We start from the raw sequence: 17,454 nt of genomic DNA on the forward strand, positions 1-17,454 counted from the left end.
TATTATTTTTTATCGAAATTCAAAAACAGTTTTTGAATAATATTTTTCTTCTGAATTGTAAAGCTTTTGAGGAAAATTAGGTTGATTTATTGAATCAGAAAAATTTTGCGTTTCTAAACACAAAGCAGTTCTAAAACCATCAGCAATTCCATTTTTCAGCGTAATTTTATCAGACATAAAATTTCCTGTATATAACAAAACTCCTTGCGCAGTTGTATAAACATTTAACTTAATTCCAGAAAGATTTCCCTTTAAAGTTGTTACATGATTCAACGTTTCATCAAATGTTTGCTTTAAAACATAAAAATGATCATAACCATTTCCAAAAATCAATTGTTCATGATTATCATTTATAGATTCTCCAACCTTTTTAGAACTTCTAAAATCAAAAGGTGAATTTTCAACTGCTAAGAAATTTCCACTTGGCAAATAATCAGCATTAAGCGTTGTAATTTGACTCGAATTAATCTGTAAATCATGTTCTAAAATAGTTCCATTCCCTGCTCCATTTAGATTGAAATATGAATGATTTGTCAAATTGATAATGGTATCATTCTCTGAATTCCCAAAATACTCAAGAATTAATTCATTATTTTCTGTTAAGGTATAATGAACTTCAAAATGAATCGCGCCAGGAAAACCTTCTTCCAGATGAGGATATTGATAATGAAAAATGATTTTATTTTCTTCTAAAAAAGTTGACCAAATAGCAAAATGAAGTCCTTTATGACCTCCATGCAATGTATTTTCTCCATTATTTTTGTCTAATTGATAGGTTTTATCATTAATCTTAAACTGTGCATTTGAAATTCTTCCCGTAAAAGGTCCAATAATAGTTCCGTAATAAGGTTCATCTTTCGAAAAATATTCTTCCGCAGTTTTCATTCCGACTACCACATCAATTGGATTATTTTTAGAATCAGGAACAATCAAACTAACAATACGTGCACCTAAATTAGTGAATTGAGCAGTCATTCCATTCGAATTACTTATCGTATAAAGCTCGATAGATTGATTTTCGTGTGTAAAACGAAACGCTTCAGCGTCCACTAAGTTTGTTTGTGAATTTGTCATAAAATTTCAAATTTAATCAACAAAAGAAGTTCCATTTCCTATACTAACTTTCAGAGCAGTTGGCTCAAAACCAAATTTAGCTTTGTATAAATGTGTAATTTTTTCAATCACTTGATCGCGATTTCCTTTCTTGATAATATTAATTGTACAACCACCAAAACCGCCGCCCATCATACGTGCACCAATAACTTCTGGAATTTCTTGAACATTTTCAATTAAAAAATCTAATTCATCACAACTTACTTCATATTGTTTACTCAACGCCCAATGTGTCTCGAAAAGCAATTTTCCTAATGCATCAAATTCGTGATTTTTAAGCGCAATATTCGATTTTGTTACACGATCATTTTCCTCAACAACAAAACGAGATTTCGTATACACATCTTCAGATTTTGGCAAAACAAATTCTTCTAACTGCTCAACTGTAACATCTCGCAAAGATTCAACAGAAGAATATTGTTCTTTAATCCAATTTACAGCCTGCTCACAAGACGCTCTCCTATCGTTATATGCAGAAGATGCAAGATTATGCTTGACATTTGTATTAAGCAAAAGAATTTCATAATTTTCCCAATCCAATGGAACATAATCAAATGATAAATCGCGACAATCCAACTGAATGGCATGATTATCTTTACCCATAATTGATGCAAATTGATCCATAATTCCACATTTTACACCAACATAATCATGTTCTGTTTGTTGACCAATTTTTGCTAAATCAACTCGAGAGAGCCCAATTTGAAATAATTCGTTCAAAGCAAAACCAATTGCACTAGAAAAAGCGGCAGACGAAGAAAGTCCAGCTCCCAAAGGAACATCACCAACTACATAAGCATTAAAACCATTTATTTTAGATGTTTTAGCTTGAATAATTTCACTTACACCAATAATATATTTTGACCAATCTGGCGCATTACTCAAATCTTGATTTAAAGCGGTTTGATAGTTTTCTTTATAATCAGCCGAATATAAATGCAATTCATTATCATTTCGTGCACTAACTGCCACATAAATATATTGATCAATCGCGGCAGGCATCACAAAACCTTGGTTATAATCGGTATGTTCTCCAATAATATTAATACGACCTGGAGATTTCACAACAATAGTTGGTTGTTGGTTAAATTGTTCTTTAAAAGCTTCAATAATAGTTTCTTTTGCAATCATTTTTTAAATGGTTTTATAATGTTTTGTAGATTGATTTCTAATAACTTCTGCTGCAAATTCTGGTGTAATATCGCGTTGAGGATTTCCTAACATTTCATATCCAACCATAAATTTTTTGACAGTTGCAGAACGCAATAAAGGTGGATAAAAATGCATATGCCAATGCCAATAATCGACCTCATCACTATTCACAGGCGCTTGATGCATTCCTGCAGAATATGGGAAAGATATTTTGAAAATATTATCGTAACGAGTTGTCAATTCTTTCAACGTTTTGGCTAAATCAATTTTTTCTTCTTCTGTAAATTGAGAAATATCTTGCATATGTCTTTTACTAATCACAAGCGTTTCGTACGGCCAAGCTGCCCAAAATGGAACTACAACTATAAAATGTTCATTATTAATAACAACACGTATTTCTTCCTTTTCTTCTTGTTCCCAATAAGCTGTTAACAGGGATTTTCCATTAGTTTCGAAATACTCTTTTTGTTGTTTTGTTTCTTTTACGATTTCAGAAGGCAATGATTGTTGCGACCAAATTTGACCATGCGGATGCGGATTACTACATCCCATAATAGCACCTTTATTTTCGAAAATCTGAATATATTTTATCCATTCATTTTTGGCTAATTCTGAAAATTCATTTTGCCATACATCAACAACTTTTTTGATTTCATCAACTCCCAATTCAGGAAGCGTTAAATCATGACGAGGTGAAAACGCAATTACCTTACAAATCCCTTTCTCAGTTTCTGCTTTTAAGAGATTCTTTTCATTGTAAGTTTCTTCTTCAGTAGAATCTAATAAGGCCGAAAAATCATTCGTGAAAACAAAACTATCCGAATAATTAGGATTTATTTGTCCTTCGGCACGTTTATTTCCAGGACACAAATAACATGTTTCATCATATTCTTGTCTTTGTTCTTCCTGAATATCTTCTACCTGACCTTGCCAAGGTCTTTTGCTTCGATGAGGAGAAACTAATATTTTTTCTCCTGTAAGGATGTTTGTTCTTAAATGTGGTTGCTCAAAATTTAGCATATGAAGAATTACTTTTAATAAAACTGAAAGTTATCAATTTAAATTAAAAATATAAAGTAAAACAAGAGTTCTTATTCTAAATACATATAGTGAAAATGGTTGTTAGAAAGAATATTGAAATAAAATTTTACTTATAAATCAATAATAGGATATCGTTTCTATTATTATTGGAATTTTTAGAATTAACTTTTTATATATTTTTCTGAGAAGATCATAAATTCAATAATTATAGTGAGTTTTTTGAAGAATTTTCGAGATAATTTAGCACTATCAAAATAGAAAAGTAGATGAAAAAAATAATGGTTCTAATGGTTTGTAGTCTTTTGGCTTCTTTTGGAAATGCACAAGAATATACAACTAACAATCTTATTATAAAACAAGGAAATAAAACATTTAATATTAATGAAGCTGATCAAACAATTACGCTTCGTCCTGAAGAATTTAGTATTGAATATCTAAATAAACCTTATCAAGAGAAGAAAAATCTGTTTTATGCTGCACAAGCATTAGTAACTGATAGTTCGGCTGATCTTAATTTTCAAGAAGAAATAAAAATAGAAAGCATACCATATTTTGAACCTGGTAGTGGTTTTGCTGCAGAGAAAAACCAAGTCATATATTATCCTTTTTTATCATATGATGGGCATCAATATTTATATTATGTTTCAAATAATGAAAAACGTGTGGATAAAATTGGAACATCAGGAAATTGGGATATCTACAAATGGACATTAAAAGGTGTCTATCAATACGACGCTGAAATGGATTGGAATATTTACGACAACGATCAAGTACATATAGCTTTAATTATTGATCGAAATTTAGACGGAATTCTTCAAAAGGGTGAATTCTTTAACATTCATATTAATTTTAAGAAATAACAATAACCTATACCTCAACCTACCTCAACTTATGTGTAAACTAAAACAGTCTGCGGATTGTTTTAGTTTCTTTGATTCTACAAAAGACATTATATTAGCTCAAATAAACTCAACATCACAATATGTTAAAAAGTAACAGTGCTTTAAAAATCCTTTTTTTTCAACTTATAGTCATCATTTTATGCGCTATTAGTGGAATTGCTAATGCACAAGAAGTACTGATTAATTTTGAGAATCAATATAATAAAACAGCTCCTAATTCTATTGAACGATACGAAATAACAGGAAAATATGCGCAAGCTTTATTGTTTAATAATCAAAAAGAAAAAGCTTTCGCTGTTTTGAAACAAAATATTTCTAGCGCCGAAAAACTGAGTGACGGAAAATATGCTGCATATTTACATGCTGTTTCTGCAATGAATAATCGTATTGATGATAATTTGAATGCAACAAACTATAATTTGCAAAAAGCAATTTATTACAGCGGACGCACAACTGATTATTCAACAAAAGGATATGTCAAATATTGCGAAGGATGGTTGAATTTAAGAAACAATGAAGACTCTAAGGCTGTAAAAAACTTTATTGATGGTCTTAAATTTCTAGATAAAGCTACTGTTACTCCAACTGTTCTTACACGAATGAGTTCTATTTATAACGAATTGACTGGAATTTATTCGAGATGGGATGATTACGAATTACAAGAAAAGTACAGCAAACTTGCTCTAGAAGTAGCACTTAAACAAAATAATCCTAATTTAATTTTTGCTTCTTATATGTCGATTGGATACATGTATGAGCAAAAATTTATGCAAAACGAGAAAAATATTTTTGTACGAGATTTAGCCGAAAAATATTATACTAACGCCATAAATACGTATTATAAAAATAAAAATGAAATGGCTACCGCAACAGACTTGTCGTTTGTAGCTATTAATCTAGCCAATTTATATCTTCAATTTTATCCCAAAAACTATCAAGGAAAAGTTATCAAATATGCTTATTTGGCAAAAGAGATTGGAGAACAAAATAATCAATCCGATCACGTTGCCGCCGCCAATGGTATTTTAGCAGAATTATCTTTACAAAATAATGAAGTTTCTACTGCAAAAAACTATTTACTTAATTCGCTTATAAAAGTTCATGAAAATACAATTCCAGACAAGAATATTCTACTTTCGCTGTATTTGAGTTTATCTGATATTGAAGATCGTGAAGGAAATTACAAGGAAGCCTTGCGTTATTATAAATTGTACACTTCCACTTACAAAGAAATTTATGATAACGAGCAAGCGCAAATCAGTAAACGTTTGGAAGCTCAGTTTGATAAAGAACGTCAACAACAACAAATGATTCGTTTGCAATTAGAAGCCGAGAAAAAAGAACAACAAATTCAACTGATGCATTCATTAGGAATTCAACAAGAACAAGAATTAGAAAATTCTAGATTAAGTGAAGAATTTCAACGTAAACAACTAAAATTAACCAGATTAGAATCTGACAAACGTTCTCAAGAATTAACGATTTCTGAACAAAATTTAAGGCTTTCTAAACTCGAAAATAAAAATAGAAAAGATGAATTGGTTAATTATATCACCGAACTTAATTTCAAGAATAAATTAAACAAATATTACATTTTCTCTATCATCTTCTTTATTGCTTTACTTGGATTATTGCTTTACGCTTTAAAACAACGTAACAAACATCTAAAGCAACGCGAAGAATTATATAAGTTGGAAATCGAACAAGAACGTCAAAACTCTAAAATATCCACTTTAACGGCTCTTCTTAATGGTGAAGAACAAGAACGTGCTCGTCTTGCACGTGATTTACACGATGGTTTGGGCGGTTTACTTTCTGGAACAAAAATTCAGCTCACTCATTTAAACGATAAAATTGACGATCATTCTAAAAAGGACATGGCAAAATCTATTCAACAATTAGATGGAGCTGTTGATGAATTACGTCGTGTAGCTCATAATTTAATGCCAGATTTGTTGTTGAAATATGGTTTGGAAGAAGCCTTAAAAGAATATGCAATCCGAATGTCGAATGAACAATTGGATATTGATGTTCAATTTTTGAGCTATACGAATTCACTTGACAAAGAGCATCAATTATTGGTCTATCGTATCATTCAAGAATTAGTAAATAATGCCATTAAACATGCACATTCGACACAAATTATCATTCAATTTGTTGAAGATGAAAACAATTATTCTGTCACTGTAGAAGATGACGGGAAAGGTTTTGATATGAATAATACAAAACTAACGCAATCAGCAGGTTTACATAATATTCAATCGCGTGTCCAATTTTTGAAAGGACAATTAAATATACATTCAGAAATCGATTTAGGAACAAGTATAGAGTTCCAATTTCCTAAAATATAACTTATGATAAAAATAGCAATCACAGACGACCATCCATTATTATTAGAAGGTTTGCGAAATATTTTGAGTAATCAATCAAACTTACAGGTGGTCGATTGTTATGCTTCGGCTCAACAATTACAAGAAGCCTTAAAAACCACAGAAATTGATATTCTTTTATTAGATATCAATTTATCGGACACCAATAGTATTGAATTGATTAAACCTTTCAAGAAAAAATATCCTGAAATGCACATTATTATGTTGAGCGTGCACAATGAATACGCTGTGATTAATAGTTGTTTGGAAGAAGGTGCTTCTGGCTATATTCAGAAAAATGCTTCTGTTGATGAAATTCTGGAAGGAATTAATTCCATTTTTGATGGAAAGAAATTTCTTTGTTCGCAAACCAAAAATGTGATGAATAAAAAAGAAAAAGATGGTTTGAATACGATTCCGAAATTGACACGTCGCGAAAAAGAGGTTTTAATTGAAGCTGCGCAAGGATTAACAACACAACAAATTGCAGATAAATTATTTATCAGTACACATACAGTTGACAGCCATCGTAAGAATTTGATCGAAAAATTTAAAACATCAAATTTAAGTTCGGCAATCACGTCAGCCATAGAATATGGATTGATTTCAAAACCTTAAAAAATACCTATAAATAGGGATATTTTAATTCTAAAATTTTTATCAATTTTGAAAAAGAAATAACAACCTATATTTCAACCAACTAAACAACCCAAAATAAGATTACTAACCAATTCTTATTACCTTAACTACATTCTATTGAAAAATCGCTTAGTTCTCTACTTAAGCGATTTTTTTATATTACAAATTAGCTAAAAGTAGTGAGCTCTTCCTGATTTATTTTTTGCAATTTTGATAAATAGTTATTAAAAATAAATCATTATTAACTAAGCTAGTAAGTGATTCTCCTAATTATTTAAATTATGAAAATAGTACTATTGTTTTTTTCTTTAGTTATTATATCATGTAATAAACTACAAACAGAATCGGATAAAATTTCAATTGATAAAAACTGGGAAATAGAAGGGTTAAAATTAAATCAATCAACAATAAAAGATTTTGAAAATTTTAGTAAAACAAAACATATCACATTCGAGAAAGATTCGATTCAAAACAATTATCAAACAAATGATACTTTAGAATATTGCGGAAACGATTACAATCTATATACTATTACCTACAAATTCTCTAACAAATCATTAGGATTGGATTTATATTTCGAAAAGAATAATTTTTATGATTCAACTTCATTTAAAAAATATGAAGTTTCAAAACTAGATCAAGTCAATTTTCAAAATGATTTTTCACGTATAATCTCAAAATCTGAATTAAATAAAGCATTCAAATATGACAAAAACACTAATAGTTACTTAGGTAAGTTCAATCAAAAATACGTTTCTCTAAAAGTTAATACACTTGATAAAGAAACGTATGAAATCAAAGCTTTAAAAGTTTACCATAAATAATTTATCAAAAATGAAATTATTATATATATTGATGTTATTCCCTTTTTTGAGCTGTTCAGCACAAAATAAACTGAAAATAGAAACCATATTAGCGGCTCCTGCCAGAGTAACTGCGCAAAATACTGAAACGGGCATAATCTATTCACAGTCAAGATACGTAACCCAAACAGCTCGTTTGGAACATGCTATTTTGATGCAAAATCAATCGGATAATAAACTAATTTTTCAATTACAAGGAAATATTAGTTCTGGTGGACTTTCTATTAATAAAGTAAAAAAAATACGTTTCGAAAAAGCTGAACCAATTGGAGATTCCATCACATTGAAATATTTTTTAGAGATTGTCAATATTGCTGGAAAAGAAGGTGCAACGGTACAAGGATATAATTATTCAAAAATGCAATCACATACAATTCCGAAAAATGCGAAAGTGATTAAAATTGAATTGTATGAAGATCGCATCACACAACGCACAGGTTCAAAACTTCCGAAATTGAAACTTGTAGCTGAAAAATCATTTGATTTGTCTACTAAGAAGAATATCACAAATCCAAACTAACAACAATATGCTATCATCTGCAAACTTAAATATAGAAGGCGCTTTAATCTCTCTCGTATTAATGCTATTTTTTGGATCAGGAATCTTATATACCATCCTTGCACTTATTGTCAATACTATACAAAATAAACCGAAAAAAGTTACTTATTATTTTGTTACGTTTCTAATAAGTGGAATTATTGGACTATTTGTTAGTGCAGTGATTTTAATAATTGTCTGGACAAGTGCAGATTATTAACAAGAATTAATTATATTAGTATTTATTTCGTTAACGACATAACAAAATCACTATTAAACACATTACCTTCAATTATTTAACAGATTATAAATAAACGATAATCAAAAATTGATTTGATTTGAAGAATCTATTTATAGAAGATTTAATTTTAAACTTACTAAATTTGATCAAAACGTAAAAAACTCTATTTTGAATATCGATTTGCAATTGTTTGATCCAGAAAATTTTAACAAAAAAGATATTTCTTCTCCTTATTATTTTATTGTGATCATGGATGGAATGGCTAATTTTTCAATTGATTTTAATGAATATTCTACTACAGGAAAAACCTTGATTTTTCTTTCGCCATACCAATTGTTACAATGGAAAAAAATAGCTTTTACGGATGTAAAAATTCTTAAATTTCATGGGGATTTTTATTGCATCGAATACCACAAAAAGGAAGTTGCTTGTAATGGAATTTTGTTCAATTCTATTTACGAAACACCTTTTGTTAGGGTTTCTGATCCTATCTATGAAGAAATTCAATGGATTATTGATAAGTTTAAATCTTTACAAAACCTCGAACTTTCATACAATCTCGCAGTTTCTAAAACCTATTTGCAACTGATTTTGGCTTTGAGTAGTCGAGAAAAACAAATTCAGAACGAAACAAATTCTACCAAGATAACCGATTCGTTAAACTTTTATAATCTTCTAGAAAATAGTTTTATTAACGAAAAATCTGTTTCGTACTATGCCGATTATTATCATTTATCTGTAGATGCATTTAGTAAAAAAATCAAGAAAAATTATGGAAAAACTCCTTCAAAATTAATTCAAGAAAGATTGATTTTAGAAGCAAAAAAAGAAATTCATCTCACCTATAAGAGCATCAAAGAAATTGCTCGTGATTTAGGTTTTGAAGATGAATTTTATTTTAGCCGTTATTTTAAAAAAGAAGTAGGTGTTTCACCAAAAACTTTTCGAGAACAAGTTGGAGTATCAATTGTAGCTAAAAAATCCATTGAATAACCTTTTTTGTCCATTCATTTGAATATTAATTGGCTGTAAATTTGTGATTTAAATATATAATATTATGAATCACTTTCTTTTATTTTTCGCGAATTCTTCTCAAAAATTTATTCATTTTCTTCGAATTGCAATCGCTATTGTAATGATTTGGATTGGTGGCTTGAAAGCTTTTCAATACGAAGCCGATGGCATTGTTCCGTTCGTAATCAACAGTCCGTTTATGAGTTTCTTTTATCAAAATGTTCACGAAACTTCGGTAGATGAAAATGGAAAAACGGTTGCTGCTTATACTTTATATAAAAATCCAGAAGGAAAAACAGTTCAAAAAAATATTGATTGGCATACAAAAAACGGAACTTATGTTTTTTCCTATGGTTTAGGAGCTGTGATTGTAGGAATCGGAATATTAGTTCTATTGGGAATATGGTTTCCGAAAATAGGTTTATGGGGAGGATTATTAACCTTCGGAATGTCCATTGTTACGCTTTCATTTTTAATTACGACTCCGGAAGTATACGTACCTAATTTGGGAGGCGACTTTCCTACTCCACAATTCGGATTTCCTTATTTATCAGGTGCTGGAAGATTAGTAATAAAAGATATTATCATGATGGCAGGTGGACTAATTTGTACTTCCGAAGCTGCAAAAAGAATCTTAAAAAGATAGTCTATAAAAAATGGGAAAGATTAATTGCTTTCCCATTTTTGTTGATTATTTTTCTACTAAAGTTTTTAATTTATCAAGACCTTTTCCATAAGATTTTTCCATTTGCGAATCCATCATCAGTTTCATCAAATTCATTGGGTAATCCAATTCACAATCCATACTCCACGTAATTTTCGTTCCGTTTCCTTCTTTTGTTAACACGATATCAGAAGTAGCATTGCTTTCAAAAGGTTTTTTGAACATCATTTTGGTTGCAATTTTTTGATTCGGAACCAAAGCCGTAATCACATGACAACCTTGTCCAACATCGTCATTTCCTTCCCAGCAATACTCATCTCCAGGCTGTCCTTGCGTACCAGAATAAGTTAATTTCAAATTAGGGTCTAAATCCATCCAAGGATTCCATTCGTTAAATTTCTTTGAAGAACTAGCTTGTTCATACACCTTTTCGATAGGCACATTCAATACTCTTGATGTTTCAAAATGATATTTTTTCCCAATCGCAAACATCGTAATAGTTAATACAACAAATAGTCCTGCAACAATCCAAAGTAGTCGTTTTAGTATTTTCATAAAGTGTAATTTATTTACTACTAATTTATATTTTATTTTGATTAGAAACTATAAAATTCTTTATACTAATCAATAAAAAAGGCCAGAATTTCTTCTGACCTCATCATTTTTTTTAAAACTTATTTCAAAGCTGGTTCATCCAACTCTTTTCCAAAATTATAACTTGCAAAACGTCCCACTTCTTTCGGATTTACGATATCGGTTTCTTTGTCACCCCAAGGCCAACCTCCAAATTGTGTTTTTTGATATTCTGCAAAAGCATCACGAATTTCTTGCTCCGTATTCATTACAAAAGGTCCATAAGCCGCTACAGGCTCATTGATTGGTTCACCTTCTAAAATCAAAACTTTAGCTTGCGAATTTCCATTTTGAATGATAATTTCCTCATTTCCATTCAAGTCTGCTAAATGTCTTTGCTGAATTTTGTAATTATCAATCGAAATTACATCTACTCCATCATAAAAAAACACAAATCTGTTCATCGTTTCAGAAACTGCTGGCAACTTAAACGAAGCATTAGGATCCATATTCAATAAAGCAATTCCGACATGATGTTTTGGATTTCTCGCCCACGAATGCGCTAAAGGATCTTGCGATTTTACACCTGCATATTCACCCAAAACCACTCGAACATTCACGTTTCTTCCCTCCTCGTCTTTCACATCTTTTTGTGGAATCGTTTCACTCCAAAGCATTTTATACGTTGGTTCTGTTAATTTATTTGACGAATGCATATTCAACCAAATCTGAAATAATCGGAATGGATTTTCAGTTTCATCATTCAACAACGGAAACATTTCACCATGCAAAACGCCAGAACCAGCACTCATCAATTGCACATCGCCATTTCCATAACGACCTTTTGAACCTTTCGAATCAAAATGATCAGCAAAACCTTCTTCTACAATCGTTGCAATTTCAAAACCTCTATGTGGATGATGTGGAAAACCTGGAATTGTTTCGCCATGATACATTCGCCAATCTGCATTTCTGTCAAAATCTTGACCAATGTTTTTACCTTTTAATAATTCGGCATCAACCCCCATTTTTCCATTTCCTTTTGGATATAAATCGTAATGATAAGCACCTAAAATAAATGGATCACGAATTGGCATTGGCCCTACAACTTTATTTATATTTTTAACTTTCATATGTATTGATTTAATGTACAAATACATATTCAAAACACGAACCAAATCACCTATTAACCTATTGATATGACAGTTCTTACAAAATAAAACAAGTTAAAGACAAATCCTCTACAAATCAATGTAATAAGATGTCAATTTGGCATTAATAATTATTTCATACATCTAAAAATTCGCTATTATCAGGGATAAATATTATTGGATTATTTCGGATATTTATTCAATCAATTTTCAATTAAAAACGATAAATGAAAACGGATAAAATAAATTGTGCTGTACATGGTATTCAAGATTTTGGATTATTATGCATCCATCTTGCCCTTAGTTTGAAACATCGAGAAAAAATTGGTTTTCATGAATATGACTCTGGAGATTCTGGCAGACCTGATGCTTGGTGTGATGCTTGTGAAGGACGTTGGGATTTAACAAAAACAGATGATGATCGTGAGCAGTGGTTTATAGATTGTGATCATAAATTAGTTTGTGCCACTTGTTGGGATGAAGCAAAAGAATTGAATCAATCATGAAAACTATATTTTTCTTACTCCTATTTCTCTACTCACTTGTTTGCTTTGCTCAACAAAAATATCCATGTGATTTAAATATAGCTTTCAATATTTCTATTCCTAATCTAAAATTTAAAAATTGTGAGTATTATCAAAATGAGCAGAAAATAGTCGAAGCGTATTATATTGTAAACACAAAAAACAATACAAAAGTTGAAAAATATCTACGTAAAAGATTTAAAATGGGAAAATTAGTTCAATTTAAGTGGGCCTATGAAATTGAAATGAATAAATTAGGATTTATAAAAAGTTTTAAAGATAAAAATGGAGAATTACTAGATCTTCAAGTTTCGATGTTCGGAGAAATGAAACAAGTCTATAATTCTAAAACAGGGAATATTACATTTCATGTAAATCGTGATGAAGTTCCATATTATTTGGTAACAATAACATTATCTAAAAGTCCTTAAAATATTAAATCGAATGAAGAAAATCATCTCTATTTCAAAAAAAATAGCAATACTATTACATAAAATGCCAATTTGTCAAGGAACATTTACAGATAAAAACGGAACACGAAACATCGAAATATTCAATGATTTTGATTATTTGAGTGTAACAATAGATGATTATCATTGATCGCAAGGGTTATGAAGATGTTTGGTTGAGTAACTCTCAAGACAAATTTCACTTTCTTCTACGATCTCTAATATAACTAAATAAACACTATAAACGATGAAAGAATTAATCAAAAAATTAAAAAAACAAGGCTATTTTGAAGATGATTTAGGACTCGAAAAATCCAAAATCAATGAATTAGAAGATCAATTGAATTCTAAAATTCCCGATTTTTTCAAAGAATATCTTAAATACTTTGGATTTAATGAAAATGCATTTTGGACCATTTTTAATGAAGAAGATGATTTTGTAGAGCAAAATGAACTCATTCAAGAACTTGGACATACTGATTTCATTGTGATTGGTGATGAATATGCCGAGAATTTAATTGTTGCACATACCGGAACGCAACAACTTTATTTGTTAGAAGATGACCTTTTGATTGATCTTAAAACCACTTTTGAACAGATGTTACATGAAGCCATTTCAACGTTTGATTTACCAGATTTTGATACGCTACAAAACACTGAGTCTGTATTTAAAGTCTTGTTAGAACGTAAAACTGAAATTACAACTGCATTAATAGATAGTTTGAATACACTAATTAATGAAGCTGAACAAAATGACGATAGCTTATTTTCGATTATAATTTCAGCTGTTCCAAATGGTAATTATTTGGTTTTTGGTGGAAGTTTTAACGATTTCAAAAACATTATTGATGCCGAAAACATCGATTACGATCATTTATGGAGCATTAATTCAGCTAAATATCAACAACTAATTGATTTGAATCAAACTCCTTCCAAAGCTATGGATTTACTCCTTTTAGATATTCTAAAAGACTTGAAAAATGAAGGTTATTTTGAGCAACAAATTGAAAATTTCTCCATTTCTATTCAATCTGAAGATGTGAATTTCTTTACAGAAGACACTTTTGATGAAGCTTTAACAAAGAAAAATAATCTAGAAACGAAAATTAAAAGATTTTGGGAATCCTCATACGACAGAACTCGATTATTGATAGAAGTTTTATAAAAATAAGCCAAACTTCCTTAGAAATTTGGCTTATTATTTTATCGAAATAATTCTAAAATTTCTTCTACCGTAACCTTTCCAAAATAGTCTGTTACATCAACGGAATTCAGAACTTTTGTAATTTCTTCTTCATTGTGTTTTATACCAATTAGTTTATTTTCTAATGCTTCTATCGGTTCTGACGCAAAGAAATCACCAAATATTTTAGCTTTTTCAATTGTTCCACCTCGCTCTACATCCAAGTGAACTTCAATAAAACCTGCAGGAATTTTCTTCGCATTTTTAAAATTATATTTCGGAGAAAAACCAAAATTCCAATCCCATGTTTGGTATTTTTCTTCAATCAATTTCGCAACACCATTCAAATCTTCGGTTGTTAAATGATAAATTTTTGCTCCCTCATTTGTTGCTAACATTTCATTAATCAACAAAGCTTTCAATTCATCCGTCGTCATTTCATTTGGAAAATATTCAATCAAATTAATCACACGCGCGCGATTAGATTTTATGGCTTTATCCACATATTTTAAGGGATTAATTTTTAACGCATCACCTAAAACAGACATATCCGAATTAAAAAGGATCGTTCCGTGCTGAATCATTTTCCCATTACGAGCCAGTTTCGCATTTCCACTAAACTTTTTACCATCAACCAACAAATCGTTTCTTCCTTCCAATTTTGCAGGAACATTCAAACCGTTTAATAATTTGATAACAGGTTCTGTAAAAGTCGAAAAATCCATAAAATCATTCTGTCCCAATAAGGTATGGAAAGAAAAATTTAGGTTCCCTAAATCATGATAAACAGCTCCACCACCCGACATACGACGAACAACTTTGATGTTATTTTCGGTTACATAATCTAAATTAATTTCGGCCAATGTATTCTGAAATTTCCCAACAATTATTGACGGCGCATTGATGTACAACAAAAAAATATCTTCCGTTGGATAATGGTACAATAAATATTCTTCTAAAGCTATATTGAAATACGCATCATGAGATGGCGAATCGATGATAATCATATAAATTATTTTTGTAAAGTTAGGAAGAAATTTATGGAATCAAAAAGAGACAACTTTCCTAAGAAAGTTGTCTCGCCGCATTTATAATATAAACTATTAAAGAGAATGTTAAATGTTTGTCATCATCTAAATCCCTGTAAATTTGACTCCTAAACTCATCCAAGTTGTTGGCAACTGAATTGCTCCAGCTTCGTTATATGTTGTGTTAAAAATGTTTTGTGCATCAAAATAAATACTCAAATTATTTTTGAATGAATGATTAATTCTTGCATCGGTAATCCAATAAGATTTATACGATTGACGTGTATTGTAACGATTTGCAATACTTAAAGTAGTTCTTCCGACTGTATAATCTATTGTATTGATTAACTGATGTTTTAAACTTTCAATTTTGTACTTAGAATTGTATTGATTATCTACATTTTTAAACTCAGGATCAAGATAAGAATAGCTCAAAGAAAACTTCAAACTTTGGTTCGCAGAAAGATTTGCTAAGTACGAAACCTTCGTATTAAATCCATTCGTTCTCAAATCTCCAAAATTTTGTGCTTGCCATGGTTCATTAGCCGTTAAACGTACCCAATCGATAAAATCTGTGATCGAACGATAAAAATAATAAGCATTAAACGTCCAATTTCTCTTATTGTATTTAAGTCCAATTTCAGTTTGAAAAGCCTTCTCAGATTCTACATTTGCATTCCCAATATTTCCTGGTCGTTGATCCAAATATAAATCTGTAAACGAAGGAATTCGCTGACTTGTCCCTGCATTTACCATCAATTTCAAGTTCGAATTTACCGCATAACTCGCATCAATTCCCGGAAATGCTTGCCAACCATATTGCGAATTATAGTTAACATATGTTCCGACATTTACATTCAATTTTGGTGTAATATCCGTTTTATATTCCGCATAAAATCCAACATTATCGCGTGTATGATTTTTGATACTTGTGGATGAAATTTGCTCATTTCGGTATTCAACTCCTACTCCAATTTGCCCTTTATTCAATTGATACGTAGAATTCACTTCTCCCGAAATAGAATTTGAATAATGCAGAGAACGCGCTTTGTTCAAATCATTTTTATAATAACGATAATCATCAAAATTGTATCGATAACTCACTCGTGGCGCTAAGGTAATTCGATCCGATAATTTATGTTTTGATTGAATGTTAACTAATGTTGTTTCAACCAATTCTTTCGAATTTTTATCACCCGGTGAAGCATAAAAACCATTTGCTCCAAATCCATTTTTCACATAACCATACGAAGCAACTAAACTATTGGCATCATCAAACTGAAAATTCCCTTGATAATACAATTTATTGTTCTCGTAAGCCGTATTGTATCGGTATCCATTTCCCCAATCATGGCTCACATACAACTGATGTTGATGCGTTTCTTTTGCCAAATTCGCACCAAGTTGCACACCTCTACTTGTGTAGGTGTCACCTGTATCTTCGGTATCTTTCTTAAAATTTGTTCCAAAATAGGTATTCGCATAAACGCCCGTTTTCTTTGGTTGACGCGTGACAATATTAATAACACCTGTCAAACTATTATTTCCGTAAACACGAGCAGCCGGACCACGTACCACTTCAATTCTGTCAATCGCTTCTAGAGGAATGGGAAGATTTAACGCATTATGAGCCGTTTGATGATCCATAATTTTTACTCCATTCAACAAAATCAATGTTTGCTCAAAACTTCCGCCATCCATCGAAATATCAGCTTGCGTTCCAAACGGTCCTCGTTGACGCAAGTCTATTCCAGATGCATACTGCAACACATCCTGTAAAGAACGTGCAGGTAATTTGTTTATTTCTGATTTACTTAACACATAAATGTTTCTATTTTCTTTAGAAAGTGGCGTATTCAGACGGTTATCTAATATAGAAACTTCACCTATTGCAATGGTATCATTCGCATTTTGTGCAAAAATACTTTGTGCAGCTAAACACAATACCATAGTAATCTTCTTCATTTTTGACTAATTATTTATTTAATTGAGTTAAATCTGATGCGAAAG

18 protein-coding genes are annotated in these 17,454 nt (G+C 30.6%); 11 read left to right on the forward strand and 7 right to left on the reverse strand.

What is annotated here, in order from left to right; all coding sequences use genetic code 11:
- Positions 1-9 precede the first annotated feature (9 nt).
- Genes B4A23_RS03750 through B4A23_RS03760 form a run of 3 tightly spaced genes read right to left on the reverse strand, consistent with a single transcriptional unit; the run spans position 10 to position 3,285 of the window.
- Entirely contained in the window at positions 10-1,074 is a 1,065-nt protein-coding gene (locus tag B4A23_RS03750; protein WP_291116997.1) for an aldose epimerase family protein, read from the reverse strand.
- Positions 1,075-1,086: 12 nt separating this feature from the next.
- Entirely contained in the window at positions 1,087-2,244 is a 1,158-nt protein-coding gene (locus tag B4A23_RS03755) for a galactokinase (protein WP_291117000.1), read from the reverse strand.
- Between the two features lie 3 nt (positions 2,245-2,247).
- The gene (locus B4A23_RS03760) at positions 2,248-3,285 is read right to left on the reverse strand and encodes a UDP-glucose--hexose-1-phosphate uridylyltransferase (RefSeq protein WP_291117003.1); all 1,038 of its coding nucleotides are present in this window, start codon (positions 3,283-3,285) and stop codon (positions 2,248-2,250) included.
- Between the two features lie 287 nt (positions 3,286-3,572).
- On the opposite strand from B4A23_RS03760, the gene B4A23_RS03765 reads away from it, so the two are divergent.
- The 7 genes from B4A23_RS03765 (at position 3,573) to B4A23_RS03795 (ending at position 10,518) form a co-directional block, all read left to right on the forward strand.
- A complete protein-coding gene (locus B4A23_RS03765) occupies positions 3,573-4,166 on the forward strand; it encodes a hypothetical protein (RefSeq protein ID WP_291117006.1) in 594 nt (197 codons plus the stop codon).
- 122 nt (positions 4,167-4,288) lie between these two features.
- Positions 4,289-6,559, forward strand: a complete 2,271-nt coding sequence (locus B4A23_RS03770) for a sensor histidine kinase (protein ID WP_291117009.1) — start codon at positions 4,289-4,291, stop codon at positions 6,557-6,559.
- Between the two features lie 3 nt (positions 6,560-6,562).
- Positions 6,563-7,195: a response regulator transcription factor gene (locus tag B4A23_RS03775; RefSeq protein WP_286485119.1), complete on the forward strand. Its 633-nt coding sequence runs from the start codon at positions 6,563-6,565 to the stop codon at positions 7,193-7,195.
- Between the two features lie 302 nt (positions 7,196-7,497).
- Positions 7,498-8,040: a hypothetical protein gene (locus B4A23_RS03780; RefSeq protein ID WP_291117015.1), complete on the forward strand. Its 543-nt coding sequence runs from the start codon at positions 7,498-7,500 to the stop codon at positions 8,038-8,040.
- A gap of 10 nt (positions 8,041-8,050) precedes the next feature.
- Positions 8,051-8,599, forward strand: a complete 549-nt coding sequence (locus tag B4A23_RS03785; RefSeq protein ID WP_291117018.1) for a hypothetical protein — start codon at positions 8,051-8,053, stop codon at positions 8,597-8,599.
- Between the two features lie 427 nt (positions 8,600-9,026).
- Complete coding sequence (locus B4A23_RS03790) at positions 9,027-9,851, forward strand: AraC family transcriptional regulator (protein WP_291117021.1); 825 nt, start codon at positions 9,027-9,029, stop codon at positions 9,849-9,851.
- A 64-nt stretch (positions 9,852-9,915) separates the two neighbouring features.
- A complete protein-coding gene (locus B4A23_RS03795) occupies positions 9,916-10,518 on the forward strand; it encodes a DUF417 family protein (protein ID WP_291117024.1) in 603 nt (200 codons plus the stop codon).
- Positions 10,519-10,563: 45 nt separating this feature from the next.
- Here B4A23_RS03795 and B4A23_RS03800 read toward each other — a convergent pair whose 3' ends face one another.
- Complete coding sequence (locus B4A23_RS03800) at positions 10,564-11,091, reverse strand: SRPBCC family protein (RefSeq protein WP_291117027.1); 528 nt, start codon at positions 11,089-11,091, stop codon at positions 10,564-10,566.
- 119 nt (positions 11,092-11,210) lie between these two features.
- Positions 11,211-12,242, reverse strand: a complete 1,032-nt coding sequence (locus tag B4A23_RS03805; RefSeq protein WP_291117030.1) for a pirin family protein — start codon at positions 12,240-12,242, stop codon at positions 11,211-11,213.
- A gap of 245 nt (positions 12,243-12,487) precedes the next feature.
- Between B4A23_RS03805 and B4A23_RS03810 the strand changes: the two genes are divergently transcribed.
- The 4 genes from B4A23_RS03810 (at position 12,488) to B4A23_RS03825 (ending at position 14,398) form a co-directional block, all read left to right on the forward strand.
- Positions 12,488-12,766 carry a hypothetical protein gene (locus B4A23_RS03810; RefSeq protein WP_291117033.1) on the forward strand — a complete coding sequence of 93 codons (279 nt, stop codon included), beginning with the start codon at positions 12,488-12,490 and terminating at the stop codon, positions 12,764-12,766.
- Between the two features lie 221 nt (positions 12,767-12,987).
- Complete coding sequence (locus B4A23_RS03815) at positions 12,988-13,215, forward strand: hypothetical protein (RefSeq protein WP_291117036.1); 228 nt, start codon at positions 12,988-12,990, stop codon at positions 13,213-13,215.
- Between the two features lie 13 nt (positions 13,216-13,228).
- The gene (locus B4A23_RS03820) at positions 13,229-13,384 is read left to right on the forward strand and encodes a hypothetical protein (RefSeq protein WP_291117039.1); all 156 of its coding nucleotides are present in this window, start codon (positions 13,229-13,231) and stop codon (positions 13,382-13,384) included.
- A 96-nt stretch (positions 13,385-13,480) separates the two neighbouring features.
- Entirely contained in the window at positions 13,481-14,398 is a 918-nt protein-coding gene (locus B4A23_RS03825; RefSeq protein ID WP_291117042.1) for a hypothetical protein, read from the forward strand.
- 38 nt (positions 14,399-14,436) lie between these two features.
- On the opposite strand, the gene B4A23_RS03830 is transcribed toward B4A23_RS03825, so the two are convergent.
- Together B4A23_RS03830 and B4A23_RS03835 are read right to left on the reverse strand one after the other, a co-directional pair.
- The gene (locus tag B4A23_RS03830; RefSeq protein ID WP_291117045.1) at positions 14,437-15,423 is read right to left on the reverse strand and encodes a lipoate--protein ligase; all 987 of its coding nucleotides are present in this window, start codon (positions 15,421-15,423) and stop codon (positions 14,437-14,439) included.
- A gap of 126 nt (positions 15,424-15,549) precedes the next feature.
- Positions 15,550-17,409 (reverse strand): TonB-dependent receptor plug domain-containing protein, encoded by a 1,860-nt coding sequence (locus B4A23_RS03835; protein WP_291117048.1) that lies wholly within the window; start codon positions 17,407-17,409, stop codon positions 15,550-15,552.
- Positions 17,410-17,454: the final 45 nt, after the last annotated feature.

Source organism: Empedobacter sp. UBA7248 (assembly GCF_002472945.1).
Lineage (GTDB): Bacteria > Bacteroidota > Bacteroidia > Flavobacteriales > Weeksellaceae > Empedobacter > Empedobacter falsenii_C.

What these genes read in the sequence shown, in the direction of transcription:
- B4A23_RS03810 (WP_291117033.1), top strand. Translation starts at nt 12,488, where the DNA reads ATGAAAACGGATAAAATAAATTGTGCTGTACATGGTATTCAAGATTTT.
- B4A23_RS03835 (WP_291117048.1), bottom strand. Translation starts at nt 17,409, where the DNA reads ATGAAGAAGATTACTATGGTATTGTGTTTAGCTGCACAAAGTATTTTT.
- B4A23_RS03815 (WP_291117036.1), top strand. Translation starts at nt 12,988, where the DNA reads ATGGGAAAATTAGTTCAATTTAAGTGGGCCTATGAAATTGAAATGAAT.
- B4A23_RS03805 (WP_291117030.1), bottom strand. Translation starts at nt 12,242, where the DNA reads ATGAAAGTTAAAAATATAAATAAAGTTGTAGGGCCAATGCCAATTCGT.
- B4A23_RS03825 (WP_291117042.1), top strand. Translation starts at nt 13,481, where the DNA reads ATGAAAGAATTAATCAAAAAATTAAAAAAACAAGGCTATTTTGAAGAT.
- B4A23_RS03830 (WP_291117045.1), bottom strand. Translation starts at nt 15,423, where the DNA reads ATGATTATCATCGATTCGCCATCTCATGATGCGTATTTCAATATAGCT.
- B4A23_RS03770 (WP_291117009.1), top strand. Translation starts at nt 4,289, where the DNA reads ATGTTAAAAAGTAACAGTGCTTTAAAAATCCTTTTTTTTCAACTTATA.
- B4A23_RS03780 (WP_291117015.1), top strand. Translation starts at nt 7,498, where the DNA reads ATGAAAATAGTACTATTGTTTTTTTCTTTAGTTATTATATCATGTAAT.
- B4A23_RS03785 (WP_291117018.1), top strand. Translation starts at nt 8,051, where the DNA reads ATGAAATTATTATATATATTGATGTTATTCCCTTTTTTGAGCTGTTCA.
- B4A23_RS03760 (WP_291117003.1), bottom strand. Translation starts at nt 3,285, where the DNA reads ATGCTAAATTTTGAGCAACCACATTTAAGAACAAACATCCTTACAGGA.
- B4A23_RS03820 (WP_291117039.1), top strand. Translation starts at nt 13,229, where the DNA reads ATGAAGAAAATCATCTCTATTTCAAAAAAAATAGCAATACTATTACAT.
- B4A23_RS03750 (WP_291116997.1), bottom strand. Translation starts at nt 1,074, where the DNA reads ATGACAAATTCACAAACAAACTTAGTGGACGCTGAAGCGTTTCGTTTT.
- B4A23_RS03755 (WP_291117000.1), bottom strand. Translation starts at nt 2,244, where the DNA reads ATGATTGCAAAAGAAACTATTATTGAAGCTTTTAAAGAACAATTTAAC.
- B4A23_RS03765 (WP_291117006.1), top strand. Translation starts at nt 3,573, where the DNA reads ATGAAAAAAATAATGGTTCTAATGGTTTGTAGTCTTTTGGCTTCTTTT.
- B4A23_RS03775 (WP_286485119.1), top strand. Translation starts at nt 6,563, where the DNA reads ATGATAAAAATAGCAATCACAGACGACCATCCATTATTATTAGAAGGT.
- B4A23_RS03795 (WP_291117024.1), top strand. Translation starts at nt 9,916, where the DNA reads ATGAATCACTTTCTTTTATTTTTCGCGAATTCTTCTCAAAAATTTATT.
- B4A23_RS03800 (WP_291117027.1), bottom strand. Translation starts at nt 11,091, where the DNA reads ATGAAAATACTAAAACGACTACTTTGGATTGTTGCAGGACTATTTGTT.